The organism is Pantoea sp. B270, assembly GCF_018726825.1.
Classification (GTDB): Bacteria; Pseudomonadota; Gammaproteobacteria; order Enterobacterales; family Enterobacteriaceae; genus Pantoea; species Pantoea dispersa.
In genome coordinates, this window is record NZ_JAHCSX010000001.1 from 2046153 (window position 1) to 2066156 (window position 20004).

Here is a 20004-nt window from a genome sequence, read left to right on the forward strand (position 1 = left end):
AATCGCCGGATTATACCGCCTTTTTACCGCCGCGCCACCGGTGATTGGTCAGGTAACGTGCACAAATCGCCTGAGAATAAGGATTAGCGAAAAATCAGCACGCTGCAAAGGTGCCCTGAGATGGGACTCGCAAACGTTTGCCTGCGCTGGTAGAATTGCCGCGCTTAATTTTTGCCACCAACCGCAATCGCGTGGGGATTCCGCAGTGACCGACAAAACCTCTCTCAGCTACAAAGACGCCGGTGTTGATATTGATGCTGGTAACGATCTGGTTGACCGTATTAAAGGCGTAGTAAAGAAAACCCGCCGCCCGGAAGTGATGGGTGGACTGGGTGGCTTTGGCGCGCTGTGTGCGCTGCCGCAGAAATACCGCGAGCCGGTGCTGGTCTCCGGAACTGATGGCGTCGGCACCAAGCTGCGTCTGGCGATGGATCTCAAACGCCACGACAGCATCGGCATCGATCTGGTCGCGATGTGCGTGAACGATCTGGTGGTACAGGGCGCTGAGCCGCTGTTCTTCCTCGACTATTACGCCACCGGCAAGCTGGATGTGGATACCGCCTCCGCGGTGATCACCGGTATCGCCGAAGGCTGTCTGCAGTCGGGCTGTGCGCTGGTCGGCGGTGAAACCGCTGAGATGCCGGGCATGTATCACGGCGAAGATTACGACGTGGCCGGTTTCTGCGTCGGCGTGGTGGAAAAGTCCGAGATCATCGACGGCAGCAAAGTGCAGGATGGCGACGTGCTGATCGCGCTGGGCTCCAGCGGTCCGCACTCTAACGGCTACTCGCTGGTGCGTAAAATTCTTGAAGTCAGCCAGACCGATCCCACCACCAAACAGCTGGAAGGCAAACCGCTGGCCGATCACCTGCTGGCGCCGACCCGCATCTACGTGAAAAATATCCTTAGCCTGATTGAGCAGGTGGACGTGCACGCCATTGCCCACCTGACCGGCGGCGGCTTCTGGGAAAACATTCCGCGCGTCCTGCCGGATAACACCCAGGCGGTGATTGACGAGAAAAGCTGGCAGTGGCCGGCGGTATTCAGCTGGCTGCAGCAGGCCGGTAACGTCAGCCGTCACGAGATGTACCGCACCTTTAACTGCGGCGTGGGCATGGTGATTGCGCTGAGCCCGGCCGATGCCGACAAAGCGGTACAGCTGATGACCGCGGCTGGCGAGCAGGCGTGGAAAATTGGCGTGATTAACGCGTCAGATGCTGAAGAGCGTGTGGTTATTAACCCATGAAGAAACTGGTTGTACTGATCTCCGGCAACGGCAGCAATCTTCAGTCCATCCTCGACGCCTGCGAGAGCGGGCGTATCAACGGCAGCGTGGCTGCCGTTTTCAGTAATAAAGCCTCGGCCTATGGTCTGACGCGTGCGCAGCAGGCCAGCGTGCCTGCTCACGCGCTGTCCGCGCAGGATTTCGCCGATCGCGACGCCTTTGACCGCCAGTTGATGCAGCAGATCGACGCTTATGCACCTGATCTGGTGGTGCTGGCCGGTTATATGCGCATTCTGAGCCCGGCGTTTGTCGCGCACTATCACGATCGTCTGCTGAATATTCATCCGTCGCTGCTGCCGAAATATCCCGGTTTGCATACGCATCGCCAGGCGCTGGCGAACGGTGACGCGGAACACGGTACGTCGGTGCATTTTGTGACTGACGAGCTGGACGGTGGACCGATCATTCTGCAGGCGCGTGTGCCGGTATTTGCTGACGATGACGAAGCTGAGATCAGCGCCCGCGTGCAGCATCAGGAGCACGCGATTTATCCGCTGGTGATCAGCTGGTTTGTCGAAGGACGCTTGCAGATGCGCGCGGGCAAAGCGTGGTTAGATGGCGAACCGCTGCCGCCGGAAGGTTATGCGCACGATTGATTGACCAGGTGCGCATGAATGCGCACCCTACGGGGCATCTCGTGAGATCGCCATTCACGGCGACCACGTGAACAACGCCCCTCTCTATCCAAACCGGCCGGTAATATAATCCTCGGTGCGCCGCGCCTGCGGTGCGGTGAAAATCCGGTCGGTTTCATCAAACTCCACCAGCTGCCCGTTATGCATAAACGCGGTGTAATCGGATACGCGCGCTGCCTGCTGCATGTTGTGCGTCACCAGCACCAGCGTGAAATGCTGCTTCAGCGTGGTCATCAACTCTTCAATCACCAGCGTCGAGATCGGATCCAGCGCCGAGGTGGGTTCATCCAGCAGCAGCACTTCCGGCTCGATGGCGATGGCGCGCGCAATCACCAGACGCTGCTGCTGACCGCTCGACAGCGTCAGCGCATTCTGCCCCAGCTGATCTTTCACTTCGCCCCACAGCGCCGCCGCCCGCAGCGCGCGCTCGCAGGCCTCATTCAGCACGCGACGATCGCGCACGCCCTGCAAACGCAGACCGTAAACCACATTCTCATAGATCGACTTGGGAAACGGATTGGGACGCTGGAACACCATGCCGATGCGCCGCCGCAACGCCGGCAGATCCTGGTTCGCCTGCATCACCGCGTGGCTATCGAGCAGAATCTCACCTTCGATGCGGCAGCCATCAATGACGTCGTTCATGCGATTGAAGCAGCGCAGCAGCGTCGATTTACCGCAGCCGGAGGGCCCAATCAGCGCCGTGATGCGATGCTTCGGGATCTGCAAATCAATGTTATTCAGCGCCTGGCGTTCGCCGTACCACAGCGACAGCTGATTAACGGTGAGCGCAATAGCGTAATCGGGCGTCATGTGTAAACCTTTTTAGTGCGTCATTAACCGGTAGCGCTCGCGCAGGCGATGGCGCAGCACCATCGCCAGCAGATTGAGCGACAGAATGATCGCCACCAGCAGCAGTGCCGTGGCATACACCAGCGGTCGGTCGGCGTCGATGTTCGGGCTCTGGAAAGCCAGATCGTAAATCTGAAAACCGAGATGCATAAATTTGCGGTCAAGATGCATGTAAGGAAACACCGCATCGACCGGCAGCTCTGGCACCATTTTGACCACGCCCACCAACATCAGCGGTGCGGTTTCGCCGGCGGCGCGCGCCACCGCCAGAATCAGGCCGGTGAGCATTGCCGGTACCGCCAGCGGCAGCACCACGCGCCACAGGGTTTCTGCCTGGGTTGCGCCCAGCGCCAGCGAGCCCTGACGCAGATTGTCCGGAATACGCGACAGCCCCTCTTCGGTGGCGACGATCACTACCGGCAGCGTCAGCAGCGCCAGCGTCAGCGCCGCCCACAGCAGGCCGGGCGTGCCGAAGGTAGGATTGGGCAGCGAGCGGGAGAAGAACAGCTGATCGAGGGTGCCGCCAATCAGCCAGACAAAAAAGCCGAGGCCAAACACGCCATACACAATCGACGGCACGCCAGCCAGATTCACCACCGCAATGCGCACCAGCCGGGTGAGTGCGTTGCGCCCGGCGTATTCGTGCAGCCAGACGGCGGCCACCACGCCCAGCGGCATGACAATCACTGACATCAGCAGCACCATCAAAACAGTGCCGAAAATCGCCGGCAGCGCGCCATTTTCACTGCCGCCCGAGGTGGGCGAGTCACTGACAAACTGCCAGATCTGACTGAGGAAATGCCCGATTTTCTGCCCGATGCTCAGGCTGTTTGGATACCAGGCGGCCACCACCTGCGCCAGCGGAATCAGATGATCGTCGCCCTGCACGTCGCGCAGCACCAGCGTATCGCGCTGGCTTTCATGCTGCAGATGCGCCAGCTGCTGCGCCAGCGCGCCGAAGCGTTTATGCAGCGCCGCGCTGTTGGCATCCAGTTCTGACTGATCCTGCAGGCTGAAGTGACCACCGCGCCGCTGCTCGTCAGCCTGCTGTTGCAGACTCTCCAGCTGCGCGTTAAGGCGCGCCATCTCGATACGCCGGATGTTGCTCGCCTGGCGCAGCTGCTCATGCACCTGCTTCAGCCGCTGCTGCAGCAGTGCATCGCGGTCGCGCGCGGTCAGCACCTCGTTGTCTTCACGCAGCTCCACCAGCCAGCCGTAGGCATTGCCGCCACTGCGTCGCTGTAGCACCAGCGCCTCTGCCGGGCGTCGGGTTTGCGCTTCGCCCTGACTGACGATGACGCGGAAATCCGGCGCGGCAAAATCGCGGTTGCCGGTTTTCACTACATAGCGCCAGCGATCGCCCTGCTGCTGGCGATCCAGCGTTTCACCCAGCACCATCAGCGGTGCCCCCTGCGGCGGCTGGAACTGATACTGATCGACCGGCTGCGGCCAGAACGCCCTGACGCCCTGCCAGCCCAGCAGGCCGATTAATAAGGTAAATGCCAGCAGGCAGACGGCGACCGCACCGGCAGTCAGCCAGCGCCAGCGATCGTTTTGACGCAGCGCGCTCATGCCTGCCCCTCATGCTGACTGTAGCGCTGGCGCAGCCGCTGACGAATCAGTTCCGCCACGGTGTTGATCGCCAGCGTGAATATCAGCAGCAGCAACGCACTGAGAAACAGGATGCGATAATGGGCGCTGCCCGCCGCGGCTTCCGGCATTTCAATGGCGATATTGGCCGACAGCGCGCGCAGCCCGGCAAACAGTCCGCCTTCGCTCACCGGCGTGTTGCCGGTGGCCATCAGTACGATCATGGTTTCGCCCACCGCACGGCCAAAGCCGATCATCAATGCAGCAAAAATACCTGCCGACGCGCCCGGCAGCACCACGCGCGTCAGGGTTTGCCACGGTGTCGCGCCCAGCGCCAGCGAGCCCTGCCCCAGCGCCACCGGCACGCTAAACAGCGCATCTTCCGCCAGGGTAAAGATCAGCGGCACCAGCGCAAAGCCCATCGCCAGCGCCGCCACCAGCAGGTTACGCTGCTCATAGTGCGCCAGCTGTTCGCCCATCTGCGGCCACCACAGTGTCGGCAGCCACAGCGTCAGTAACGTCACCAGTAACAGCAGCGGCATCAGCAGCAGCACTTCAAAACCGGGCCGCCGCCAGCGCGCCGGCAAACGCGGACTGAGCACGCCGCACAGCAGCAGCGTGGCGGCCAGCACCAGCGGCAGCAGCATCACGCTGGGCAGCGCGCGACTGATGTGCGGCGCCAGCCACACGCCAGCGATCAGGCCAATCACCACGCTTGGCAACGCGCCCATCATTTCAATGCCCGGCTTGACCCAGCGGCGCAGGCCCGGCGACATAAACCATGCGGTATACATCGCCGCCGCCAGCGCCAGCGGCGTAGCAAACAGCAGCGCCAGCGACGCTGCTTTCAGCGTGCCGATCACCAGCGGCATCAGGCTGAATTTGGCCTGATAGCTGTCGCCGGCGGCGGTGGACTGCCATACCCAGTCCGGCTGCGGATAGTTTTCATACCAGATTTTCTGCCACAGATTGCGCCAGCTGAAATCGGGCCACGGATTATCCAGCGCGAACTGCTGCCACTGTCCGGCACGCTCGACGATCAGGCTATCGCCGCGCGGAGACAACGCCAGCGCGCTGATGCCCGCGGCCAGCTGGCGCGTGAAAATCGGGCCCGCCTGCTTGCTGGCGAACAGGCGCACCACGCCCTGCGCGTCAAAGCTGGCAAAAACGCGCCGCTGCGCCTCAGGCACGATACCGAGCACACCCGCGCTGTGCGTGAAGGTGTGAATCTGCTGCAGCCGTGGCCCGTGGTCGCCGGTGATGGCAAACCATTGCTGAATGCCACGCGCATCCTGAATCAGTAAGCTGCGCCCGCCAGCCAGCAGTTGCAGGCTGCGCGGTTGCTGAGTCAGCGTCTGGGTTTCCCGCAGCTGCGCGCCCTGCGGCGTAATCTGCCACACCCGCAACAGCCGTCCGGCACTGGTGTACAGCAGCGTGCCGTCCGGCGACAACCGCATCAGGTCGGCCTGCTCACCGGGCAATACAATCAGGTCGACGCGTTTCTGGCCGGCAAAGGTCAGCAGGCTGATACCGGCCGGCGTTTGCGCGGCGATGCGCCACTGGTGATCGCCCGGCACTGCCAGCGCCATCTGGCTGACCGCGCCCTGCGGCAGATGCAGCGGCCGATCGCCCAGCGGGAAATACCATTCACCGTGCTGGCCGTGGATGAGCGGTTGCATCAGCAACAGATCGCCCTGCAAATTGAGCAATACGCTGCTGCCGTTGCTGCTGGTCACCGCCGCCTGCGGCTGCCCGTTCAGCGCCAGCGCGTCGCCCGCTGGCTGGCCGTCGAGCGGAATAAAACGTGCCTCGTTGCGGCTGATGCGCCAGCCGAGCTGGCCTTCGCTGCCTAGCGCCAGCGCCGGGGCTTTGTCCCACAGCTGCTGACTGAGCGTCGGCTGCATGCCCGGCGCGCTGAACAGCGGCATCACCACCCAGATCAGCCAGAAGAACAGCAGCAGCATCAGCAGTAAAATTCCCACACCGCAGGCCGTGACGATGCGGCGCACGAACTGATCGATGGCGCGTCGACGACGGTCACTAAAGTGGACAGGAATACGATTTATGCTCATGCAGGCCAGAGTTACCCTTGAAGTTATGCCGCTATGTTGCCCGTAGCTGATTGATAAGACAACTGTTGAGGTTGGACAAGGCTGCCATACTCTCGCCATAATGGTGGAGGACACTGAGCGGAACCGCAATTATGCGTTAATTCCGCCGGACATTCCGTCCAGCAACAGCATCACGGAGTCAGAATGGGTCAGGAAAAGCTGTATATAGAAAAAGAACTAAGCTGGTTAACCTTTAACGAACGCGTGCTGCAGGAAGCCGCTGATAAAAGCAATCCGCTCATTGAGCGCATGCGTTTTCTCGGCATCTATTCCAATAACCTGGAAGAGTTTTACAAAGTGCGCTTTGCCGATCTCAAGCGCCGCATTCTGATTGGCGAAGAACAGGGGACGCCCACCACCCTGCGCCATTTGCTGAAAAAGATTCAGCTGCGGGTACAGAAATCGGATCAGGAGTTCGATGCGCTGTATAACGATCTGCTGCTGGAAATGGCGCGCAACCAGATTTTCCTGATCAACGAGCGCCAGCTGTCACCCAATCAGCAGGAGTGGCTACGCTACTACTTTAAGCATCAGCTGCGCCAGCACGTCACGCCAATTCTGATCAACCACGACACCGACCTGATTGAGTTCCTGAAAGACGATTACACCTATCTGGCGGTAGAGATTATCCGCGGCGAAGAAATCCGTTACGCCCTGCTGGAGATCCCGTCCGATAAAGTGCCGCGCTTTGTGAATCTGCCGGCAGAATCGCCGCGCCGTCGCAAACCCATGATTCTGCTGGATAACATTCTGCGCTACTGCCTTGATGAGATTTTCAAAGGCTTCTTTGATTACGACGCGCTGAACGCCTATTCAATGAAAATGACGCGCGACGCCGAGTACGATCTGGTCACGGAGATGGAATCCAGCCTGCTGGAGCTGATGTCCTCCAGCCTGAAACAGCGCCTGACCGCCGAGCCGGTGCGCTTTGTCTATCAGCGCGATATGCCCGATGCGATGGTGGAAATGCTGCGCCATAAGCTGTCGATCTCCAGCTACGACTCGATTGTGCCGGGCGGCCGTTATCATAACTTCAAAGATTTCATCGGCTTCCCGAACGTGGGTAAAGCCAATCTGGAAAATCGTCCGCTGCCGCAGATTCGTCATATCGGTTTTGATGGCTTCCGCAACGGCTTTGATGCCATCCGCAACCGCGATGTGCTGCTTTACTATCCGTACCACACCTTTGAGCACGTGCTGGAGCTGCTGCGTCAGGCGTCGTTTGACCCGAACGTGCTGGCCATCAAGATCAACATTTACCGCGTGGCCAAGAATTCGCGCATTATGGATGCGATGATCCACGCCGCCTACAACGGTAAAAAGGTCACGGTGGTGGTCGAGCTGCAGGCGCGCTTTGATGAAGAAGCCAACATTCGCTGGGCGAAGCGGCTGACCGAAGCGGGCGTGCATGTGATCTTCTCGGCGCCCGGCCTGAAGATTCACGCCAAGCTGTTCCTGATCTCCCGCCGCGAGGGCGAAGAAGTGGTGCGTTACGCCCACATTGGTACCGGCAACTTCAACGAAAAAACCGCGCGTATTTACACTGACTACTCGCTGCTGACCGCCGATGCGCGCATCACCAACGAAGTCCGGCGCGTATTTAACTTTATCGAAAACCCGTATCGCCCGGTAACGTTCGAACACCTGATGGTGTCGCCGCAAAACTCGCGCGCCATGCTGTATCAGCTGATTGATAACGAGATTGCCAACGCGCAGCAGGGCAATCCTTCCGGCATTACGCTGAAAATCAACAACCTGGTAGACAATGGTCTGGTGGATCGGCTGTATGCCGCCTCGTCGGCCGGCGTGAAGATCAACCTGCTGGTGCGCGGCATGTGCTCGCTGATCCCCGATTTGCCGGGCATCAGTGAAAATATTCGCATCAGCAGTATCGTTGACCGCTACCTTGAGCACGACCGCGTCTATATTTTTGAAAGCGGCGGCGATAAAAAAGTATTCCTGTCGTCGGCGGACTGGATGACGCGCAATATCGATTATCGTATCGAAGTGGCGGTGTCGGTGCTCGATCCGCGCCTGAAACAGCGCATACTGGATATCATTGCCATTCTGTTAAGTGATACGGTAAAAGCCCGCATCGTAGACAAAGAATTGAGTAACCGTTATGTTCCGCGCGGCAATCGCAAGAAGGTGCGCTCGCAGCTGGCGATTTACGATTACATCAAGAAACTGGAACAACCCGAATAACGCCTATGCCAATCTCCCATAAAAGTACGCCGAAACCGCAGGAATTCGCCGCCATCGATCTCGGCTCGAACAGCTTCCACATGGTGATTGCCCGTGTGGTGGATGGTGCCATGCAGGTGCTGGGACGCCTGAAACAGCGCGTGCACCTCGCCGACGGGCTGGATGCGCAAAATCGCCTGAGCGAAGAGGCGATGGAGCGCGGGCTGAGCTGCCTGGCGCTATTTGCCGAGCGCCTGCAGGGGTTCAGTGCCGCCAACGTCACCATCGTCGGTACGCACACGCTGCGCATCGCGTCCAACGCGGAAGAGTTTCTGCAGCGCGCTGCGGAGGTCATCCCTTATCCGATCGAGGTGATTTCCGGCAATGAAGAGGCGCGCCTGATCTTTATGGGCGTTGAGCACACGCAGCCGGAGAAAGGCCGCAAGCTGGTGATTGATATCGGCGGCGGTTCAACCGAGCTGGTGATCGGCGAAGATTTTGAGCCGCAGCTGGTGGAGAGTCGCCGCATGGGCTGCGTCAGCTTCGCCAACCTCTACTTCCCGAAAGGCGAGATTAGCCAGGAGAATTTCCGCCGCGCCCGACTGGCCGCCGCGCAAAAGCTGGAAACGCTGGCGTGGCAATACCGTCTGCAGGGCTGGCAGTATGCGCTGGGCGCGTCCGGCAGTATCAAAGCGGCCTGTGAAGTGCTGCTGGCGATGGGCGAGAAAGAGAAGCGCGTGACGCCGGAAAACCTCGACATGCTGGTGAGCGAAGTGCTGAAGCACAAATCCTTTGCTGCCCTGAGCCTGCCGGGCCTGTCGGACGAGCGCAAGGCAGTGTTTGTACCGGGGCTGGCGATTCTGTGTGGCGTGTTTGACGCGCTGGCCATTCGCGAGCTGCGCCTGTCGGATGGCGCGCTGCGTGAAGGCGTGCTGTATGAGATGGAGGGCCGCTTCCGCCATCAGGATATCCGCAGCCGCACCGCGCAGAGCCTGGCAAATCATTACGCCATCGACAGCGACCAGGCACGCCGCGTGCTGGAAACCACCGAGCAGCTGTACAGCCAGTGGCTGGAGCAGAACCCGAAGCTGGCAAATCCCCAGCTGACGGCGCTAATGAAGTGGGCAGCGCTGCTGCATGAAGTCGGGCTGACCATCAACCACAGCGGTATGCAGCGCCATTCGGCCTACATCCTGCAGAACTCCAATATGCCGGGCTTTAATCAGGATCAACAGATGCTGCTGGCCACGCTGGTACGCTTCCACCGTAAAGCGGTGAAGCAGGATGAGATGCCGCGTTTCACCTTGTTTAAAAAGAAACAATTCCTGCCGATGATCTTCCTGCTGCGGCTCGGCACCCTGCTGAACAATCAGCGTCAGGCCACCACGCGCCCCGACACGCTGAAGCTGAGCACCGACGATGGTCACTGGACGCTGACCTTCCCGGCCGGTTTCCTCAGCCAGAACACGCTGGTTCAGCTGGATCTGGAGCGGGAGCAGGCTTACTGGAATGACGTCACCGGCTGGAAACTGATGCTGGAAGAGGAGTAACGCGGGCTTCAGGCCCGCAATCGCACTATGACAACACGCCCCGATAACTATTTTGCGGAGAAATACGGTCTGACGCCGCCCCACTCCGAAGTGCTGGCCGCGCTGCCAAAACTGGCAGTGGGTAACGCGCTGGACCTCGGCTGCGGCCAGGGCCGCAACAGCCTGCTGCTTAATCAGCACGGTTTTGCGGTGACCGCCTGGGACAACAATCCGCAGAGTCTGGAACGCCTTAACAGCATCATCGCGGAAGAGCAGCTGCAGCAGATACATACCGAACAGTGCAACCTGAATCAGGTGCGCTTCAACGGTGATTATCAGTTTGTGTTTTCCACCGTGGTGATGATGTTCCTGCAGCCGGCGACCATCCCGCAGCTGATCGCCGATATGCAGGCCAGCACGCGCAAGTACGGTTACAACCTGATTGTGGCGGCGATGAGCACCGACGATTATCCCAACACGCAAAACTTCCCGTTTACCTTTAAATCGGGCGAACTGAGCCATTATTTTCGTAACTGGCACATCGTGAAGTACAACGAAGAGGTCGGTGAACTGCATCGCCGCGATGAACACGGTCAGCGCATTAAGTATCGCTTCGCTACCCTGCTGGCGCAGAAAGCCAGCTACTGATGGCTGGCATCATGATGGTCCGGTCGCCATGAATGGCGACCCTACAACGGATTAATGCGGTTGGTGAAAGTATGCGAGTTTCGGTCGCCATCAATGGCGTAATGCCGTTCGGTGACGAAAACGCAACCCGCACCCTATCGTAGCGGCGCGATTCATCGCGCAATAAATTGCGCCGCTACGAAAATTGCCTCTTTTTAAATAAAATCAAAGGTTAACTGGCAAGCGTTACATCATGCGGCTTTCGGTCGTCATAAATGACGCCCCTGCTGAGTCGATGACGCACGCTTCGCCCGCCGGCTGATATCGATCAAAGCAACCTTAACCTTTTCTGCTCATTTTTCACGCAGCGGTTGACCTCCCGGTCGGGTTGTGACTAAATGTTGCCACCGCCCAGCCGGGCTTTGACAGGAACCACCCCGCGTGAATAGCGCCATCTCTGCACGAAGACGTCCCAAAACCGGTACCATGACCCGCATTGTTTTGCTGATCAGTTTCTTTATTTTGGTTGGCCGTCTGATTTTCATTATTCCCGGTGCCATCGAGCATCATCAGCAAAAGAAAGCCGCACCTGAACCGGTCACACTGAGCACCAGCGAGACGCGCTAAGGAATTTGCGGGTCATCGTCGCTCTGCCATCACATTGTCCGCCGCGGCAATGCTGCTTGTTACGCCCACTTTACCCGCAACGCGCTACACTTTGACCTGACTTTACAGACACAAAGGACGCGTTATGTCTGCTTCGCACGCACAACAACTATCAGAAACCCGCCAGCGAATTCTGCACCTTCTGCTCAGCGAGCACGATTTAGTCGATGTGCTGCTGGATAAATCCGTCGACCTCAATGCCACCGAACTGCGCAAAATCACCGGCTGGCGTCAGCAGCTGGAGCATGAACTGCCGCAGCTGCACGCGGCCGACCTGGCGGACATTCTCGAAGCGCTGCCGGAAGAGGAGCGTCTGGCGCTATGGCGGCTGGTGCCCTACGAACAGCGCGGTCGCGTGCTGGTGGAGGCCTCCGAAACCGTATGGGCCAGCCTGACGGAAGAGATGACCGACCGCGAAATCCTTCGCGCCATCGAGCCGCTGGATATTGACGATCAGGTCTATCTGGCGCGTTACCTGCCGCGCGATCTCACCGGCCGCCTGCTCACCACGCTCGATCCCAGCCTGCGCGCCCGGCTGCTGGACGTGATTGAGCTGGATCGCGATCGCGTCGGCCAGGTGATGGACTTCAATATCCTGACCGTGCGCTCAGACGTGACGCTGGCGACGGTGCAACGCTTTCTGCGCAAGCGCAAAAGCATGCCGGACGGCACCGATAAAATCTTTATCACCGACGAACACAATCAGCTGCTGGGTGAACTGGCGCTGACCGATATCCTGCTCAACAAACCTAAAACGCTGGTGGCCGAGGTGATGAACGCGCGCCCCACCACTTTCCAGCTGGATGACAAAGCGGAAGAGGCCGCCAGCGCCTTCGAACGCTATAACCTGATCTCTGCTGCGGTGACCGATGCCAAAGGCAAGCTGATTGGCCGTATCACCGTGGAAGATGTCATTGACCTGGTGAACGAAGAGAACGAAAGCAACATCCGTAAGATGGGCGGCATCAGCCAGGGTGAAGACGTGTTTGCACCGGTGCGCAAAGCGGTAAGAAAGCGCTGGACCTGGCTGGCCGTCAACCTGTGTACGGCATTTATCGCCTCGCGCGTCATTGGCCTGTTTGAGGACACCATTTCGCAGCTGGTGGCGCTGGCCACGCTGATGCCGATTGTCGCCGGCATTGGCGGTAACACCGGCAATCAGACCATCACCATGATCGTGCGCGCGCTGGCGCTGCATCAGGTTGAACCCGGCAACTTTTCGTTTCTGATTGCGCGTGAACTCGGCGTGGCGCTGCTTAACGGCCTGTTCTGGGGCGGCATCATGGGCGGCGTAACCTGGCTGATGTACGACAATCTGCAACTGGGCGGCGTGATGATGCTGGCGATGGTGCTGAATCTGCTGCTGGCGGCGCTGATGGGCGTGCTGATTCCGCTGATTATGACCAAACTCAAACGCGACCCGGCGGTCGGCTCCAGCGTACTGATCACCGCCATCACCGATACCGGCGGCTTCTTTATCTTCCTCGGTCTGGCCACGCTGTTTCTGCTGCACGGCCACTAAAGCGCAGCTACAATCAGCGTTGATCCCTAATCAGCTGGAGAGCAGTGATGTTTAACGTGGATGATTTTGTGCAGGCGAAAACCGGTGGTCCAAAAATGCAGGTGCTGCGCGTTGCGGGCGATACGCTGTGGTGCGCACGCGTTGACGATCCGATCAAAAAAGAGATCGAGGTGAAGGCCGACAGCGTCAATCTCTATCATGAAGACGGGGATTTCGGCGTCTGTTAACGGCTGCGAGCCCGCGCCGCCCGCGAACCGATGCTGTCGCGGCGCGGCGCTGTTTCAGGGCTTATCCTTCTGTAAATTATCCTGCCCCACCCCGCCGATAAACGGCAGCCGCAGACGCAGCGGGGTGAAATCCAGCCCCAGATTCAGTCCCAGCACATTCACCTCCACGCCCTCTTCCGCACCCAGCGTGACGCCCAGCACGCCGAGCAGCGACAGCTGCACGCCGCGCCCGGATGGCGGCAGGCCAAGCGGATGCAGCAGCGAACGGAAATCCTTACCGATGGCATTGGCGGGCAAATCGAGCTTCAGCGCCGGCACTTCACGGCCAATGTGAGCGAGGAAGGTGTTGCTGTTGGGGCCCGGCCACGCATGATAGGTGTTGGGCCACGGATAGGATTGAATCGCCGCTTCAATCTGCGGGATCATCGCCTGCGCAGCCGCACCGCGATGTGACACCAGCAAACGCGGACGCGCACCGTACCAGTAGCCGTCCGGCAGATTGCTGTTGCGCCGCACTTTATCGCCGCTGCCCCAGCTGATCACCTCATAGCGGTTGTAGCGGGTTTCTCCGGCGCGCTTAAAGATAATCCACGGATGTACGGCCACCGCACCTTTCCAGCCGTAGGTCGGCGCAGCATACACCTGCACAATCGCCTCACTGGCGAAGCGCTGCGGATCCGGTGCCAGCCCGGCCGAATCACGCCGCGCCGTCGCCCAGCCACCGCGTTCGGTGGTGAACTCACCGCTGCGCGTCGCCTGCGCCAGGCTGGCCGCCAGCGACAGTAACACCACACAGAGAAAAGAGAGTAAAACAGCTTTAACAGGCAACATGCATGGACATCCCGGTGGTGAAAAAACGCTCCCGCCATGATGCGCCGAAACGGCAGCGTCTGTATTCACCAACTATGCGGTGGACAAAAAATGCGTTGCGGTGCCCGGTCAGCTGATTTTTCCTTAGTCAGGCAGGGCGATACCACTGATATCGGCGCATATCGCCAGCAACTGCTGCTGTAGCCGTGGATTGCGCGCCTGCGGATTAGCCGCCAGCGCCTGACGGTGATAAAAATACTCCCCGCTGACGCGCGCCTCATCGGCGGTGGCTAACCACACCTGGGTACGATGCGCCTGATCAAGATCGTCGGGTGCCCCGGCACCGCCCATTTTGGTCGGCACCCAGCCAGGCTCCAGCGCGTTGCTGTATACCTGCGGCCAGCGCCGGGCGATGGCAAACGCCAGTATGGCATCATGCAGTTTACTCTCAGCATAAGCCTGTGAAGCGTGCCAGCGCCGCCGCTGCCACAAAATATCATCCAGGTTAGCTTCGGCATGATGATGCATGCCGGAGCTGAGGTAAATCAGCCGCTGCGGCCGTTCAATCAGCGCCGTAAGAATATAGGGTGCCAGCGTGTTGATGGCGAACAGATGCGGCAGGCCATCTGCGGTTAACTGATAAGGCTCGCGATAGCCAACCGCCACGTTGTGGATCACCGCATCAAATCTGCCGAGCGCATTAACCTGCTGCGCCACACTGCGGGCGCCGGCGATGGTTATCATGTCGCCGCTGACCACGGCTTCAGCCTGCGGTAGCGCTTCCTGCGCGGCGCGGGCACGCGCGGCGTTGCGTCCGTGCAGCACCACCTGATGGCCCTGCTCAACCAGCAGTTCAGCCGCCATCAGCCCGAGGCCGGTGGATGAACCGGAAATAAAAATACGTGACATGGAAAACTCCTTAAGCGTGAAGTGAAGCGGCGCGCGATGTCAGCGCCAGCAGCGCACCGAGCAGCGCACAGGCCGCACCAAACAGATAGACGGCGGCATAGCTGAAGTGGCTGGCGATGGCACCGGCAATCGGTCCGGAAATACCATAAGCGATGTCGAGAAAAGCAACGAAGGCGCCCATGGCGCTGCCGCGACTGGCCGGCGGCACGCGCTTCAGCGCTTCCACGCCGAGGGCGGGAAAGATCAGCGCACAGCCAAGACCGGTAATCAGAGCGCCGGTGAGTGCCAGCGTTTCGTCAGGCGCAAACCACAGCAGCATCTGCCCCAGCGCCTCCACCAGCAGTGAATAAGCCGCCACGCGGTAGCCACCAATGCGATCCGGCAGATGTCCCAGCACCAGGCGCACGGCGATAAAACCAACGCCAAACGCGGTCATCACCCAGCCGGCGAGCTGCCAGTGACGCGCGGCGAAGTAGAGCGAGGCGAAGGCCGTCAGGCCGGCCAGTCCGACGCCCTGCAGCATCAGGCCACAGCCTTCACGCCAGATGCGGCCAATCACCCGATAGAACGGCAAACGTGTTCCCCCGACCACGCGATAACCGCTGGCAGCCGTGGCGATGAGCGCCGCCAGCAGCGGAGCCGCGATGCAGGCCAGCATCGCCGCCGCTAAGCCGACATGCTGATACAGCATCATGCCGGCAGGGGCACCGAGCGACAGCGCAGCAAACATGGCGATACCGGTCCAGGACATCGACAGACCGGCACGCTGTGGCCCGACCGAGGCGATTGACCAGGCCACGCAGCCGGTGACGAACTGGCTTTCGCCCATACCCGCCGCCAGCCGTCCGGCAATCACCAGCGCCAGACTGACCGCCGGTGAAAAGCCCGGCAGCGCGGCCAGCCAGTAGAGCACGCCAGCCAGCGCACACACCGCCGCGCCCTGCAGCGCCGAGCGCTTACCGCCAACGCGATCGGTCAGTTGACCGGCGTAACCGCGCGTCAGCACGGTGGCAACAAACTGTATCCCGATCACCAGCCCGACCCACAGGTTGCTGAAACCGAGATGCTGATGGATAAACAGCGGGATTACCGGCAGCGGCAAGCCGACCGCCAGATAACCGCAAAACAGCGCGGCAATCACGCCGGTCGCCGGTCGCGACAAATGCGCAGCTTCAGCCTGCGCGCTTAATGCAGACATAACAGCCTCCATAAATGAACAGACAGCGCGGCAGGCCGCCGCGCTGCGGAAAATCAGGCAAACAAAGGATGGTGATAGCCGCTGGCATTCAGCAGATAGTCGCGCGAAGCGGTGATTTCCGCGTTCAGCTGTGCCACATCGACGTTGAGCAACTGACCATGACGTTTACGCAGTTCACCCGCCACCATCACGGTATCAACATCGGCGCGTTGCACCGCCTGCACCACCGTTGCCGTCACGCTGGTCAGCGGGAAAACGCCGATACCATCGGTGCGCAGCATAATAACGTCAGCCTGTTTACCTGGCGTGAGCGTGCCCGTTTGCTGCTCCAGCCCGGCCGCACGCGCACCGTTAATCGTTGCCGACCGCAGTACGGCTTCCACGCTAATCGGTGCCGGTACGTCGCTTTCGCCCCGGAAGCGGCGATAGCGCATCGCTGAGCGCTGCTGGTTAAACAGCGCCTGCATTTCACCGAACAGATCGCTGCCGAAGGCGGTATCGAGATCGATACCGAGCGCCGGCGTCATTCCGCGATCGACCGCCTGCTGCCAGGCAAAGCTGTCGTCGTCGAAACCAAACAGCGCATCCGAACGCGGATTCACGGTAATGTTGACGCCCGCGTCCGCCAGCTGCTGCCAGGTGTGCGCCGGTACGCGCGTACAGTGGTTGAAAATGTTGTGCGGACCCAGCAAGCCGGGTTCGGCAAACTCCGCCGGCAGCTGCGCCAGGTCACCAATAAACTCGGTGAGAATGCGCATATCCAGCTCGCGCGCCACGCGCCACCACGCCAGGTTGAGCTGGCCAAACAGGCCAACCTGCACGCGACTGCCGGCGTGGTTCCAGCGGCTGGCGAGACGGGCCAGATCGCCCGGCAGATGATCGCTGGAAGCCTGCTTATCCATTGCTGCGCCAACCATGTGCAGCGCACGAATACCGCTCTCCTGCAGCGCGTCGAGCGCCGCATCGGTATGCGCCGGACTGCGTGAACTGTGGCAGGCATCAATCACCGTGGTGATGCCGGCATCCAGGCAAGCCAGCGCGGTCAGCCGGGTGCTGAGGTACATATCCAGCGGACGGTAATGCGCGCCGAGCGTTTCTGCCACCACATCGATATAGACAAACAGGTCGTCAACGTTGGGCATCAGGCGGCGCATCGCGCCCAGCCACATATGGTGATGCGCATCTACCAGGCCCGGCATCACGATATGGCCGCGGGCATCAATCACCTGCGCATCGTCGGCGGAAAGGTTTTCCCCCACGGCGGCAATACGATCGTCCTCAATCAGCACATCGCCACAGACGAGGTCGGGCACGCTGGCGTCCAGCGTCAGGATAGTGCCGCCTTTAAAAAGGGTGCGCCGTACAGTCATAACATTCTCCTCAAAAGGGATCAGGAATCCGGCGGTCAGTGCCGGTCGCGTTTCGGGGCACACAATAAGTTGCAGCGCATTTTTGATAAAGGTAGGCTCAGGCAAATGATCTTTGCTAAAAATCAAAGATGGAGAACAGGATGAGTTTTGATGGCCGACTATTATCCGGCATGAGCGTGCTGGCAGCCGTGGTTGAAGCCGGCAGCTTCAGCCGCGCCGGCGAAGTGCTGGGGTTGTCCGCCTCGGGCGTTAGCCGGGCGATTTCGCGACTGGAACAGCGTCTCGGCGTGCGCCTGCTGGATCGCACCACCCGCACCCTGCATCTCACCAGCGAAGGCGCCAGCCTGTATGAGCGGGCGGCGCCGCATCTGGAAGGGATTGAAGAAGCAGCAAACTACGTCTCCGGCGCCGCCGTGACGGTGCGCGGTACACTGCGCGTGAGCCTCAATCCGCTGTTTTCCCGCTATGTGCTGGCGGCAAAGCTGCCGCTGCTGCGTGCCCGTTATCCGCATCTGGAACTGACGATTTTGCAGCAGCCCGATGTGGGCGATTTGGTAGCAGAAGGTATTGATGTTGCGGTGCGTTTCGGGCCACAGCCGCCGTCCACCATGACCTCACGCCTGCTGTTACAAACGCGCGTCCTGACGGTGGCCGCCCCGGACTATCTGGTACGCTGTGGTCGCCCGACGCAGCCGCAGCAGCTGACTGAGCACAATTGTCTGCAATACATCGATCCGCGCAGCAATAAGCCCTTTAGCTGGGAGTTTCATCGTGGCACGCAGCGGCTGACGGTCGCCACCCACGGCCATCTGACCACCACCGATCCGGATTTAATGGTACAGGCGTGCGTCGGCGGTGCCGGCGTAGCCCAGGTGCTGGCACTGAGCGTGCAACATCTGATCGCCAGCGGTGAACTGGTCGAACTTTTCCCCGACTGGCCTGACGAAACCTATCCGCTGTTTATCACCCGGCCTTCGCGCCGTCTGGCCCCGGCGGCGGTGGAGGCATTTCTCGGGTTCTGCCTGGAGATTTGTGCGGAACAGCACTGACGCAAATTACCGATTAGCCTCAGCGCGTGTTTGCCGGTAATAGCCCACCAGCTGAAGGATGAAGGTGAGGGTCGCGAGTAAAAATAGTATCCCACCCAGGGGAATGGTGCCGAGCAGGAACCAGCCCATGACGCCTAATTCATACAGCAATTGGCCGCGATCTTCTCCCAGGATGTAACAGGGATGCACGTTGCCTTCGTCCAGCTGGCAGCCTGCCAGACTGGCGACATATCCGGCGCCCATCGCGCAGATCAGCGGCAGAAACGCGAGAAAAGCCGTACCGCACAGCATCGCAAGATAGAGAATGATGATGGATGTCAGCGAGCGTTTGCCAGGTGGTGCGCGCTTGCCCGCGGCTCTGAAATTAAACAGCACGTTTCCTCCTGAAGCCTCTGCCGTTAACGCCAGATTATTAACATATCCTTATCCCCTGCGACAAACCGGTAAACAAACGCCCGCGGGGTAGCGGGCGCATTTTTACTGCGACATGACGCCAGGCGTTAAGGGTTGGCGCGGATAATCACTTTGCCGCGTGCATGGCCGGTCGCCACCTTCTCCAGCGCTGAGCGCGCATCATCCAGCGAAAAGATAGCGTCGGTGATGACCTGTAACTGCCCGGCCTGGAACAGGCTGCTCGCCCGGGCAAGATACGGCGTCGCGCTGGCGAAGAAGACAAACTCGCCGTGCTGGCCGCCGACGGGCGTGATGCCAAACTCCACCAGCGTGGCAATGCGCCCGCCGGCGCGCAGCACGGACCAGGAGCGGCTCAGCGTTTCGCCGCCGACGCTGTCTATCACCAGGTCGATATCGCGCGTTGCTGCAAAGTCCTGCGTGCGGTAGTCAATCACCTCATCGGCGCCCAGACTGGTCACCAGCGCGTGGTTTTTCGCCGACGCCGTGGCGATGACATAAGCGCCCGCCTGATGCGCCAGCTGGACGGCCATGCTGCCGACGCCACCCGCTGCGGCGTGAATCAGCACGCGCTCGCCACGCTGCAGCTGGCCCACATCGAACAGCGCCTGCTGCGCGGAGCCAAACGCGGTAGGCAGCGCCGCGGCCTGTTCGGCGCTCATCGCTGCCGGGACAAGGCATACGTCATCGGCGGCGATTACCAGGCTTTGGGCAAAAGCCCCGCCTGCACCCGGTGGCGTGCGCCCGAATACGCGATCGCCCACGTTTAAATGGCTCACGCGCTCGCCAGCTGCCGTAATCACGCCGCAGAAATCCATGCCCGGCACGTAAGGCAGGTCCACCGGGAAAACCTGCTGCATATGCCCTGAGATGATTTTCACATCCAGCGGATTAACGCTCGCCGCTTCAACCTGCACCGTCACCTCATCCGGACTGGCGGCGCGAAGTTGACGTTCACCGATCGTCAGCACATCGGCGGTGCCAAACGTATCAATCAATGCTGCTTTCATTATCAACTCTCCGGTCTGA

18 protein-coding genes are annotated in these 20004 nt (G+C 60.3%); 9 read left to right on the top strand and 9 right to left on the bottom strand.

The features are described 5' to 3' along the window. The first annotated feature begins 205 nt into the window (after positions 1-205). Together purM and purN are read left to right on the top strand one after the other, a co-directional pair. Complete coding sequence (gene purM / locus KOL70_RS09845) at positions 206-1246, top strand: phosphoribosylformylglycinamidine cyclo-ligase (protein ID WP_021506588.1); 1041 nt, start codon at positions 206-208, stop codon at positions 1244-1246. Further along, on the top strand, positions 1243-1881 hold the full coding sequence (gene purN, locus KOL70_RS09850; protein ID WP_021506587.1) for a phosphoribosylglycinamide formyltransferase: 639 nt from the start codon (positions 1243-1245) through the stop codon (positions 1879-1881). Before purM ends, purN begins: the two co-directional genes overlap by 4 nt. An 84-nt stretch (positions 1882-1965) precedes the next feature. On the opposite strand, the gene pstB is transcribed toward purN, so the two are convergent. Genes pstB through KOL70_RS09865 form a run of 3 tightly spaced genes read right to left on the bottom strand, consistent with a single transcriptional unit; the run spans position 1966 to position 6434 of the window. Next, on the bottom strand, positions 1966-2733 hold the full coding sequence (gene pstB / locus KOL70_RS09855; protein WP_021506586.1) for a phosphate ABC transporter ATP-binding protein PstB: 768 nt from the start codon (positions 2731-2733) through the stop codon (positions 1966-1968). Positions 2734-2745: 12 nt separating this feature from the next. Continuing rightward, positions 2746-4344, bottom strand: a complete 1599-nt coding sequence (gene pstA, locus KOL70_RS09860; RefSeq protein WP_215480587.1) for a phosphate ABC transporter permease PstA — start codon at positions 4342-4344, stop codon at positions 2746-2748. Further along, on the bottom strand, positions 4341-6434 hold the full coding sequence (locus KOL70_RS09865; RefSeq protein ID WP_215480588.1) for an ABC transporter permease subunit: 2094 nt from the start codon (positions 6432-6434) through the stop codon (positions 4341-4343). The genes pstA and KOL70_RS09865 overlap by 4 nt, the downstream gene beginning before the upstream one ends. 183 nt (positions 6435-6617) lie before the next feature. On the opposite strand from KOL70_RS09865, the gene ppk1 reads away from it, so the two are divergent. The 6 genes from ppk1 (at position 6618) to KOL70_RS09895 (ending at position 13228) form a co-directional block, all read left to right on the top strand. After that, positions 6618-8678, top strand: a complete 2061-nt coding sequence (gene ppk1, locus KOL70_RS09870) for a polyphosphate kinase 1 (protein WP_215480589.1) — start codon at positions 6618-6620, stop codon at positions 8676-8678. Positions 8679-8683: 5 nt separating this feature from the next. Next, positions 8684-10207, top strand: a complete 1524-nt coding sequence (gene ppx / locus KOL70_RS09875; protein WP_021506582.1) for an exopolyphosphatase — start codon at positions 8684-8686, stop codon at positions 10205-10207. Between the two features lie 27 nt (positions 10208-10234). After that, complete coding sequence (gene tehB / locus KOL70_RS09880) at positions 10235-10834, top strand: tellurite resistance methyltransferase TehB (RefSeq protein ID WP_215480590.1); 600 nt, start codon at positions 10235-10237, stop codon at positions 10832-10834. A 420-nt stretch (positions 10835-11254) separates the two neighbouring features. Further along, on the top strand, positions 11255-11440 hold the full coding sequence (locus tag KOL70_RS09885; RefSeq protein ID WP_022548292.1) for a YfgG family protein: 186 nt from the start codon (positions 11255-11257) through the stop codon (positions 11438-11440). Between the two features lie 124 nt (positions 11441-11564). Continuing rightward, positions 11565-13001 carry a magnesium transporter gene (mgtE, locus tag KOL70_RS09890; protein ID WP_215480591.1) on the top strand — a complete coding sequence of 479 codons (1437 nt, stop codon included), beginning with the start codon at positions 11565-11567 and terminating at the stop codon, positions 12999-13001. Between the two features lie 47 nt (positions 13002-13048). After that, positions 13049-13228: a hypothetical protein gene (locus KOL70_RS09895; RefSeq protein WP_010617609.1), complete on the top strand. Its 180-nt coding sequence runs from the start codon at positions 13049-13051 to the stop codon at positions 13226-13228. 54 nt (positions 13229-13282) lie between these two features. Here the strand turns inward: KOL70_RS09895 and KOL70_RS09900 are convergent, their stop codons facing one another. The 4 genes from KOL70_RS09900 to KOL70_RS09915 form a co-directional block, all read right to left on the bottom strand. Beyond that, entirely contained in the window at positions 13283-14059 is a 777-nt protein-coding gene (locus KOL70_RS09900; RefSeq protein ID WP_215480592.1) for a DUF3750 domain-containing protein, read from the bottom strand. 123 nt (positions 14060-14182) lie between these two features. Continuing rightward, positions 14183-14947 carry an SDR family NAD(P)-dependent oxidoreductase gene (locus KOL70_RS09905; RefSeq protein WP_215480593.1) on the bottom strand — a complete coding sequence of 255 codons (765 nt, stop codon included), beginning with the start codon at positions 14945-14947 and terminating at the stop codon, positions 14183-14185. A gap of 10 nt (positions 14948-14957) precedes the next feature. Then, positions 14958-16145, bottom strand: coding sequence for an arabinose transporter (locus tag KOL70_RS23585; protein ID WP_072208956.1), 1188 nt, complete (start codon positions 16143-16145; stop codon positions 14958-14960). Between the two features lie 53 nt (positions 16146-16198). Then, on the bottom strand, positions 16199-17515 hold the full coding sequence (locus KOL70_RS09915) for an amidohydrolase family protein (RefSeq protein ID WP_215480594.1): 1317 nt from the start codon (positions 17513-17515) through the stop codon (positions 16199-16201). A 140-nt stretch (positions 17516-17655) separates the two neighbouring features. On the opposite strand from KOL70_RS09915, the gene KOL70_RS09920 reads away from it, so the two are divergent. Continuing rightward, positions 17656-18564, top strand: coding sequence for a LysR family transcriptional regulator (locus KOL70_RS09920; protein ID WP_104094087.1), 909 nt, complete (start codon positions 17656-17658; stop codon positions 18562-18564). A gap of 6 nt (positions 18565-18570) precedes the next feature. Here KOL70_RS09920 and KOL70_RS09925 read toward each other — a convergent pair whose 3' ends face one another. Together KOL70_RS09925 and KOL70_RS09930 are read right to left on the bottom strand one after the other, a co-directional pair. Next, on the bottom strand, positions 18571-18939 hold the full coding sequence (locus KOL70_RS09925) for a hypothetical protein (protein WP_215480595.1): 369 nt from the start codon (positions 18937-18939) through the stop codon (positions 18571-18573). Between the two features lie 125 nt (positions 18940-19064). Beyond that, a complete protein-coding gene (locus KOL70_RS09930; RefSeq protein ID WP_058781739.1) occupies positions 19065-19985 on the bottom strand; it encodes an NADP-dependent oxidoreductase in 921 nt (306 codons plus the stop codon). Between the last annotated feature and the right edge of the window lie 19 nt (positions 19986-20004).

Coding starts and splice junctions, on each gene's coding strand:
- mgtE (WP_215480591.1), top strand. CDS start 11,565: ATGTCTGCTTCGCACGCACAACAACTATCAGAAACCCGCCAGCGAATT.
- KOL70_RS09915 (WP_215480594.1), bottom strand. CDS start 17,515: ATGACTGTACGGCGCACCCTTTTTAAAGGCGGCACTATCCTGACGCTG.
- KOL70_RS09900 (WP_215480592.1), bottom strand. CDS start 14,059: ATGTTGCCTGTTAAAGCTGTTTTACTCTCTTTTCTCTGTGTGGTGTTA.
- pstA (WP_215480587.1), bottom strand. CDS start 4,344: ATGAGCGCGCTGCGTCAAAACGATCGCTGGCGCTGGCTGACTGCCGGT.
- ppx (WP_021506582.1), top strand. CDS start 8,684: ATGCCAATCTCCCATAAAAGTACGCCGAAACCGCAGGAATTCGCCGCC.
- KOL70_RS09905 (WP_215480593.1), bottom strand. CDS start 14,947: ATGTCACGTATTTTTATTTCCGGTTCATCCACCGGCCTCGGGCTGATG.
- KOL70_RS09930 (WP_058781739.1), bottom strand. CDS start 19,985: ATGAAAGCAGCATTGATTGATACGTTTGGCACCGCCGATGTGCTGACG.
- KOL70_RS09920 (WP_104094087.1), top strand. CDS start 17,656: ATGAGTTTTGATGGCCGACTATTATCCGGCATGAGCGTGCTGGCAGCC.
- KOL70_RS23585 (WP_072208956.1), bottom strand. CDS start 16,145: ATGTCTGCATTAAGCGCGCAGGCTGAAGCTGCGCATTTGTCGCGACCG.
- tehB (WP_215480590.1), top strand. CDS start 10,235: ATGACAACACGCCCCGATAACTATTTTGCGGAGAAATACGGTCTGACG.
- purN (WP_021506587.1), top strand. CDS start 1,243: ATGAAGAAACTGGTTGTACTGATCTCCGGCAACGGCAGCAATCTTCAG.
- KOL70_RS09895 (WP_010617609.1), top strand. CDS start 13,049: ATGTTTAACGTGGATGATTTTGTGCAGGCGAAAACCGGTGGTCCAAAA.
- ppk1 (WP_215480589.1), top strand. CDS start 6,618: ATGGGTCAGGAAAAGCTGTATATAGAAAAAGAACTAAGCTGGTTAACC.
- KOL70_RS09865 (WP_215480588.1), bottom strand. CDS start 6,434: ATGAGCATAAATCGTATTCCTGTCCACTTTAGTGACCGTCGTCGACGC.
- pstB (WP_021506586.1), bottom strand. CDS start 2,733: ATGACGCCCGATTACGCTATTGCGCTCACCGTTAATCAGCTGTCGCTG.